Genomic DNA, 1556 nt, shown 5'->3' on the forward strand with positions numbered 1-1556 from the left:
TATATGTCTTTTTAGGGGAAGTTAAAAACCTCTCCTCTTTTCTTCTTCTTATTTTAGTCTGATTATGCAGCCGTTCTTTTTTTCTTTTCGACCTTTTCTATCATAGATACCGCATTGGCCGTATGTATTCCAAAGAAAATCCAAAGTATTTCCGTTTTCCTGTTTCTGGCTTTTATTCTGGCCAGTGAGTAATGTTGTTTCTGCGTTCCAAAACTTCCTTCCAGGCGGGTAGCCCTTTCACGGCTGAGTTCCGACCGTAAGATTTTCCGCAGTGGCTCATCTTTGGCAGCTCTTCCCTTACGCTTAAAGGAAGTACTTATATGATATTTAGTACAAAATTTCCGGTTGGCATTAGTAGCATAGATTGAATCCGCTGCAAGCGCCTTAACCCTGACCTTGGTCAGTTGTCGTTGCAAATGAATACAGTCTTTCAAACGTACTCCTTCGTTAAAAGCCTTAAAGGAGATATGTTCTATGAAGGAGATTCCATCTATCTGTATATTGTTGACCTTGGCTCCGAACTCAACGGATTTGGTTTCCTTGCCTCTGATAATGGGGCGAAGGTAATGCCGGTCGATACTCACGATACGGTTGGACACTTTTTTGCCTGCAAATAAATTCTTCCCTTGCTCAAGGACCGTCTGTATGACCGAGAAACGTCTTTGGTAATCAGAGGATAGTGTAAGCCTGTGCCTGTAGGATGAATGAAGCTGCTCCATCTGGTCCAGTAACTTTTCCAATAACTGAAGTAGCCTGCGTTTAATCATACGGGTCTGTGATTTCCTGCGTTTACGCAGTTTACTGTAAGCAAGGTAGGCACGGCTTACATCAAGATACTTGTTACGGGGACGTTGTATGTGCAATGTACGGCAATGTTTGCACAGATGGCGATGAAGCCATACAATACCTTCCCATAAGAGTTTGACATCAGTAGGAAAGCGCAAATGACTTTCATAACAGGTGGCATCGGTCATACAGACATGAAGGTTCTTAAGATAAGGTTTCCAATGCTCAGCCAGAATAAGCTGGAGGGACTCAATATCAAGGCGGTCCGCTAGTTCCTGACGAATCGCACTGACGATTTTAGGATTGGTCAGTGGATGAAGAGGATCAATCTGAACACCACAAAATAACTGGTAATGAATATTACCGTTTAAATGCTCAATCAGTTGTGCATCGGAAAAGTTGGTATAGGACTTCAGGACCATCAAGGCTATTTTACCTTCGGGAGAAAAATAACTTTTACGACCCAAAGCAGAGGACTTCAAATGCATTTGTCGGGCCAGTTCCGAGAAAGGAAACAGAGCATGGAGGCGACCTAATTCACTCGTTGCAAAACTTTGACGATATTTTTTTAGCATATCGAACTCGGTAAAACCTAAACAAGGTTCGATTTCGGAGATTTTTTGTATCTTTACCATGTGTTTTTAGTTTAGATTACCCCCGTTTGGGCCGTCAAACCGTTTTTTGGGGGGGAATGCTTAAAGATACAAAAAAGGCAACTAACTCGCAATGAATTAGTTGCCTTAAATTTTATTATTTTACGAATATCCCTA

At 41.8% G+C, this 1556-nt stretch carries 1 protein-coding gene; it reads right to left on the reverse strand.

Going from position 1 to position 1556, the window contains the following annotated elements:
• Positions 1 to 62: 62 nt before the first annotated feature.
• Positions 63 to 1421: a transposase gene (locus tag BN161_RS27875; protein WP_044272661.1), complete on the reverse strand. Its 1359-nt coding sequence runs from the start codon at positions 1419 to 1421 to the stop codon at positions 63 to 65.
• Positions 1422 to 1556: the final 135 nt, after the last annotated feature.

It is taken from the genome of Bacteroides timonensis, assembly GCF_000513195.1.
Classification (GTDB): domain Bacteria; phylum Bacteroidota; class Bacteroidia; order Bacteroidales; family Bacteroidaceae; genus Bacteroides; species Bacteroides timonensis.